Source organism: Chloroflexota bacterium (assembly GCA_011322445.1).
Taxonomy (GTDB): Bacteria; Chloroflexota; Anaerolineae; order Anaerolineales; family DRMV01; genus DRMV01.
Map to the genome: position 1 here is coordinate 39,003 of DRMV01000039.1, position 6,000 is coordinate 45,002.

Consider the following 6,000-nt stretch of genomic DNA (forward strand, 5'->3'; position numbering starts at 1 on the left):
AATCGCACGAGGCCAGTCCTTATCTGGCTTTAACAAAAAAGCCCCCCGGCAACACCGAGGGGAAGGTGACCCATGCAGGACTCGAACCTGCAACCAAGGGCTATGGTTTTCTAGGGATTATGCTCTCTGATGGAAGGTACTGCTGGAAGTCCTCTATGGTAAGCGCCCGCGTGTAACGCTCTACCATGTCCAGCCCCTCCCATCCGCCAGCCAGTTGCACAAGGCGCGAGGGCGCGCCGGCGCGAATGGCAAGGGTAGCAAAGGTGCGCCTGAAATCGTGGGGGCTAATCAATCCTATCCCCGCCTGTTTGCCCAATTTCCGAAAGATGATTTTCAGGCCGCTGGGGGTAAGCGATGTACCTGGCTTTTTGCCCCCAATAGACACAAAGACCGTTTGTGTTCCCTCGCTCGCCTCCCGTGCTTCAAGCCAGGCGCGTAACGCTTCTTCTGTTGGCTCCCCAAAAATGCAGGTGCGCCACTTGCCGCCTTTGGCGAGCACTGAAAGGCGGCGGGCTTCCAGGTCTAAAAAGCGCATCTCCAACCGGCACACCTCAGACGCCCGCAGGCCGGTGTCCAGTAAGAGCAGGATTAGTGCGCGGTTGCGCTTTCCAATGGGGGTATCAGGAAGGATTGCCAGCAAACGAGTAATTTGCTCGGGTGTGAGAGTGCGCTGGGGTTTGCCCCGTTCTTTGCGCTGGAAACGGTATCGCAGGGCAGGGTGCAATTCGCCATGCCGCCAGCGCAGGAAATTCCGCACCGCGATATAGGCCAGCCAGCGCATGTTTTCACCCCAACTTTCGTGCCCTTCCAGCCACCGCTTGAACTCAATGGCCGTGAGGGTGGACGTGTCGGCGACGTCTTCCAGAAACAGCGTCAGGACGCGGCGGTAACTGGCTTCAGTGGCTACGCTCCAAGAGTGAGTGGCGAAGAAATCGTCAAGTATCCGCATTGGTTTCCTCCTTGCTCTTGGTGGTAATTCCCCCAAACGTACCACCCTTTTTACAATTGCTTTGTTGACAGGGGAAATCATGTCGCACAATTCGGCTATAATAGGAAGCAGGAGGTGAGTCATGTCTAATCCATGCAATGATCAATTTTCTCTTTCTATCAAGCCACAACTGCTCTCGTGGCTTCAAAAGGCTAAAAGGGCCTCAAAGGGACGTTTCGTAGTTTATTCCGCAGTTTTTGGAGTGTTAGAAGCAATACGCGAGCACGGTTGGCCAATAGCCCGCTCATACTACGTAAGCAAGGGCAACCAAATCCGGATGAACAAGCACAAATTTGAGAAAGTGCTTACACGCGCCCTCGGGCCAAAACGCACTGCCCTTCTAAAAGTACCAAGAGAAGGCGGCAGAACAACACGCAGCACCCCAGCAGTAGCAGATAAATTCGTGGACTGGCTGAAGTCCGTCTTCCCACCCGAATTAGACAGTGAAACGGCGAAAGATTATGCCGATTGCTTGGAACTTTTTGCTTCAGAAGATTTTGAACAATTCATGCTTTCACAGGCGGGCATCTCTGTTCCCAAGCCGTCCCCTCAATTTCCGCTTTCTGAATTTGTGCAAAAAATCATTGAAAAGGCAGGCAACAAGCGAGGGGCAGTTATTCACCACTTGGTTGGGGCTAAACTCGCTATCAGATTAGGGCAAAGCGACGAGCTGGAGCCGCGCCCCTATACAGCAGCAGACAAGCAAATCGACGTGCCCGGAGACTATTGGTACCGCAATACAGCCTTCCACGTCACGGCCGCGCCGTCAGGGGAACTTCTGAAAAAATGCCAGGATAACCTTGCCAAAGGTTGGAGAGTGTGGATAATTACGCTGCGAGAGGGCGTGGAGACAGCCAGAATATTGGCAAAAGACCTGGACGCGAAATTAGCAAAAAACATACAAGTAGTATCCGTGCCAGAGTTTGTAGGGCAGAACCTTGAGGAAATTGGCGCTTTTGCGTCTGACAATATCGCTCAACAAGCAGAAAGATTACTTCAGGAGTACAATGATAGAATAGACAAAGCAGAAGACGGCGACCCTACTCTAAAAATAATTTTTGGCTCCTGAAACTTGCTTCATGACGAGGCGTTATGAGTATTAGCGCGAACGGCATTCAGTTTACAGTAGCAGAATATTTTGCAGGTATTGGGCTGGTGCGCATGGGATTGGAACGTTGCGACGGTCAAGTGGTTTGGGCAAATGACATTTCTGCTAAAAAGTTTGAAATCTACAAGGCATTCTTTCCCTCCGCAGAGCAAGAATACGTGGTAGAAGACATCTTCAGTATCAACCCTGACAACATTCCAGCAACTACCCTGGCAACTTGTTCATTCCCTTGCATTAACCTTTCTGTTGCGGGGAAAATGGACGGCATCCACGGGAAACACTCCAGCGCGTTTTGGGGGTTCGTGCGCGCTATAGAACACCAAAGAGGTAAGGGGGAACATCCTCCCCTAATAATGGTGGAGAACGTTCCTGGCTGGCTATATTCCAACAAAGGGCAAGACTTTCGCCTAACAGTTCAGGCGCTAAACGATTTGGGCTACGTGTGCGACGTTTTCACAGTAAACGCCCGCAGTTTCGTTCCCCAAAGCAGATTGCGCGTATTTCTAATCGGGATGCGAAGTGATGTTTTTGGGCAAGCAGACGATGGAGAGGTTTACGCCGCCCACGTACAAAAACGGTCTGCACTTTTAGCGCCCGACAGCCTGCGGCGCAGCATTGAAACGTGCAAAGATTTAGCCTGGAAATGGTTAGACATCCCCGAACCACCGCCATTGAAGAAAACAGGTTTGGCGAGCATCGTTGAGGATTTACCGGAAGACCATCCTCTTTGGTGGCCAGAGAAGGAAGTGCAACGGCATTTGGAAATGATGGCAGCAAGCCATCGCGAGCGCGTCAAGGCACTTATGGAGAAAAATGAAATTTCCTACCGCACCTTTTTCCGCCGAATGCGAAACGGCAAACAGCGCGTTGAAGTGCGGCGCGATGAAATAGCAGGATGCCTGCGAACCGCTGTGGGCGGAAGCGCCCAACAATTTATCTTACAAGCAGGGAAAGGCCGCATTCGCATGAGACACATGACGCCTCGCGAATACGCTCGTTTACAAGGTACACCCGATGCTTTTTTTCTCCCTCCCAACATTGGGCGCGTACAGGCTCTCACCGGATTTGGAGATGCTGTTTGCGTTGACGTCATCGAATGGATTGCCTGCAATGTAATTACGCCCCTTGTAAAACAAATGAGCGTTTCGCTGTCTCCAAATTATGCCCGACAACTTGTCTCCTGAAAACCGCCGCAAGGCCATGAAAGCCATTAAAAGCAAAGGCACATCGCCAGAGCGCTCTTTGTGGGCGATGCTTGCCGGAATGCGGTTGAAGGGTTGGCGAAAAAACGCCCAAGATCTACCGGGAAAGCCCGACGTGGTCTTCGACAAAGAGAAAGTGGCCATCTTCATAGACGGCTGCTTTTGGCACGGCTGCCCTATATGCAACAGGGGCGTTCCAGAAAACAATCGCGAGTATTGGGTTCGCAAGATTGAGCGGAACCAGCAGCGTGCCAGAGAAGTCACAATGGCGTTGCAAAAAGCGGGGTGGGTTGTGCTGCGCTTTTGGGAGCACGAAATGCGGCGAGAACGAAATACAATACGAGAAAAGATTAGGCGAGAAATCATTCTGAGAAGAAACGCCCCCTAATCCTGCGCCAAAATACACTAAAAACTTGGATGGAAAAGCAAATGTACCCCACAATCTCCTCCGTAGTTGAGTTAAAAGCGTTAATTGACAATCAAGTTGAAGAATCAAAATGGTTGGACTATAAGCGCGAAATACACTTGTCTTCAGATAAGGATAAGAGAGAGTTTCTCAAAGATGTGTCCGCTTTCGCTAACACAGAAGGTGGCTATCTTGTATATGGCGTGGCAGAACAAGAAGGACGCCCGGCAAATATCATTGGGGTTGAGGGAAATATTGATGAAATCAAATTGAGGATGGAGCAAATCCTCGAAACAGGATTAAATCCTCGTTTATACGGACACACCATTACCCCTTACACACTTGAAGGCAAAACGGTATTAGTGATCCATATACCTGTCAGTTGGAACCGTCCTCACATGGTATTGAAAGATGATTATAGATTTTACGAGCGCACAAATGCGGGGGTAGCACGGATGGACGTAAGCGGTTTGAAAAACGCTTTTTTAGAGGCCGTCTCTCTCGTAGAGCGCGCCGAGGCGTTCCGTCAACATCGCGCAGAAGCAATCTTACAAAATCCGACCCTAAAACAGAGAGAAACCAACAAAAAGCAAGGGGTTGTTGTATGGCATTTCCTTCCTTTCCAATCTTTCTCGCCAGGTTTTCAAATAGATTTGAGCAACGACGAGACCTTACAAGGCTTTTACAAGCTAAAAGATGTTCATAGAGGAAGGTTCAATTTCGAGGGATACCAACGAGGTAACTGGTACGAAGACTCGCTCCTTGAAGAATACTGGCAAGTTTTCAGAGATGGGAAAATAGAATATGTATCCGCACGAACTATTATGACTGTTCATGACAAGGTTTCCTTGCCATTAGGGCGCATAGACTACCTTACGGCAAACTTCTGGCTCCCTAATTTATCTTTGCTCCAAAAATTACTACATCTTTCCCCCCCTTATCTCATGGGGCTATCAATACTGAACATACAAGGATTAACTCCCTTTATCAATCCATCCAAAACATTTAGTATACCTACACCGATCCCCAACCGCGACCATTTATTTTTCCCTTACCAAGCACTTGAAGACTGGTCACAAGGCTCCTTGTTTGAAGCATTACACAACCTGCTTGAACAGTTTTGGCAAAGTTTTGGAATCTCCCAAGACTTGTACTTTGAGGATGACGTAACAAAAGCACTGGACACAATCTTCCTAATGGAATAAGCGAACTCTTCGCTTTATAAAAACAGCACGGCGGGTAGCCGTGCTGTTTGCGTTTGGGGGTCAGGCATAGGCAGGGATATTCACGGGCAAGCGCACAGGATGACGGTGGAAGAAAGCGGCAAGCGCGTCTTCCGTAAGCATCCACGCTGTAGAGGGCAGTCGTGAGACGACCTCCTCCTTGAAAACGCCCTTCAAATCCTCGGCGGCTTCCTCGTTGCCGAGACAATCCGCCAGGATGGAGAGCGCCAAATCCGCCGGGCCGCTGCCAGCGTAGCCCCACTCGAAGCCTGTAGGGCTGTGCATCTCCACGTGGCGCAAGAGGAAAGAGTTTCCATCCCGCACCACGTGCACCCGCGGCCCTTCGGCGGTGCGGAAGCCCACATAGGCTACGCGAGCAGCAGCCATCGAAGCCATGAGCACATGCTTACAGATATGCCCGTGGCCGTGGCGCTGCCAGTCGGGGCAGGTGCAGACGGGCATTCCTGCCCCAAAGCGCACTTTGTAGGCCGTGCCGTCGGTTTTTGCCACCTGATAAAGACCAGGCCGCAACTCGCTGACGGTGTACTCGCCCTTTGCCAGCCCTTCCACCGCGCGCTGGTAGCGCGCGGCAAGGGCGGTTTGCGTGGCGGGTTTCCGCCGGCGCGGGCTTTTGCGTTGCCCGCTGATGGCAGCGCCCAACCTGGCCGCTTGGGTGCCAGTAAGACCGTACATGACTCACCTCCTGAAGGACTGCCCCGCCGCACGCGCGGGGCAGATGAATGAGTTTCATTGCCCGGCGTGCGCGGATACAGCCACCAGAAGGCGGCCACTATTCGCTTGGTAAGGTGCTGCCTTGCCTGAACAACCCCGCTTCAGGGGCGTGTCGCCACGTCCCCAAAGCGGGAGTGTCCAGCATCTGGCAGGGGCAGGGCGTGGACACCCTGCACCCCGCCAGTAAGCGTCAAGGGAGAGAGGCGGGTAGCCTCTCTCTTTTGGCACCTTGACGATTAGAAGGGAATGTCATCGTCAAAGTCAAAGGGCGGTTCGGGCGGCGGCGGGGGAGCGCCGTTGCCCTTACCGTTGTGGCCGTTGCCGTTCACCGTTTCCGGCTC

6 protein-coding genes are annotated in these 6,000 nt (G+C 51.9%); 4 read left to right on the forward strand and 2 right to left on the reverse strand.

From position 1 onward, the window contains the following. Positions 1-100: 100 nt before the first annotated feature. Positions 101-1,072 carry a hypothetical protein gene (locus ENJ54_08240; GenBank protein ID HFC09818.1) on the reverse strand — a complete coding sequence of 324 codons (972 nt, stop codon included), beginning with the start codon at positions 1,070-1,072 and terminating at the stop codon, positions 101-103. On the opposite strand from ENJ54_08240, the gene ENJ54_08245 reads away from it, so the two are divergent. Genes ENJ54_08245 through ENJ54_08260 form a run of 4 tightly spaced genes read left to right on the forward strand, consistent with a single transcriptional unit; the run spans position 1,071 to position 4,909 of the window. After that, complete coding sequence (locus ENJ54_08245; protein HFC09819.1) at positions 1,071-2,057, forward strand: DUF4928 domain-containing protein; 987 nt, start codon at positions 1,071-1,073, stop codon at positions 2,055-2,057. The two genes, ENJ54_08240 and ENJ54_08245, sit on opposite strands and share 2 nt — an antisense overlap. Before the next feature lie 23 nt (positions 2,058-2,080). Next, complete coding sequence (dcm, locus tag ENJ54_08250; protein HFC09820.1) at positions 2,081-3,280, forward strand: DNA (cytosine-5-)-methyltransferase; 1,200 nt, start codon at positions 2,081-2,083, stop codon at positions 3,278-3,280. Next, positions 3,258-3,686, forward strand: coding sequence for a very short patch repair endonuclease (locus ENJ54_08255; GenBank protein ID HFC09821.1), 429 nt, complete (start codon positions 3,258-3,260; stop codon positions 3,684-3,686). Before dcm ends, ENJ54_08255 begins: the two co-directional genes overlap by 23 nt. A 29-nt stretch (positions 3,687-3,715) precedes the next feature. After that, a complete protein-coding gene (locus tag ENJ54_08260) occupies positions 3,716-4,909 on the forward strand; it encodes an ATP-binding protein (GenBank protein HFC09822.1) in 1,194 nt (397 codons plus the stop codon). Positions 4,910-4,969: 60 nt separating this feature from the next. Here the strand turns inward: ENJ54_08260 and ENJ54_08265 are convergent, their stop codons facing one another. Next, a complete protein-coding gene (locus ENJ54_08265; GenBank protein HFC09823.1) occupies positions 4,970-5,620 on the reverse strand; it encodes an SWIM zinc finger family protein in 651 nt (216 codons plus the stop codon). Between the last annotated feature and the right edge of the window lie 380 nt (positions 5,621-6,000).